This window comes from Bartonella sp. MR168JLCBS, from assembly GCF_042194175.1.
Window position 1 is genome coordinate 323 of sequence record NZ_JBHIMP010000524.1, and the last position, 282, is coordinate 604.

Genomic DNA, 282 nt, shown 5'->3' on the forward strand with positions numbered 1-282 from the left:
TGTTTAACCCTTTTAAGATGGTTCGTAATCTTTGTGTGGCTGGGGTTGCAGTGCCTTCAAGATTGAGATTGGCATTTATTTGATCGCGCGTGTCAAATAAAACTGTGCCTCCATTTTTCATAAAATTATTTATTTTTTCAAGACTCCTTTGTGTTGGTAAAGGACTGTTAGAATCAATCGGCCAATAAATAAGAGGATAGAAGGCGAGTTCATCTTTATCAAGATCAAGTCCTATCACAGAGCTGGGCGAAAGCATTGTACGCTCTGCAATAAATTGACTGA

The 282-nt window shown here is 38.3% G+C and carries 1 protein-coding gene; it reads right to left on the reverse strand.

The window, feature by feature from the left end; translation table 11 throughout:
• Window positions 1–282: DUF4159 domain-containing protein (locus ACFIK8_RS12390; protein ID WP_375669600.1), on the reverse strand; the 282-nt coding region annotated here is incomplete at both ends.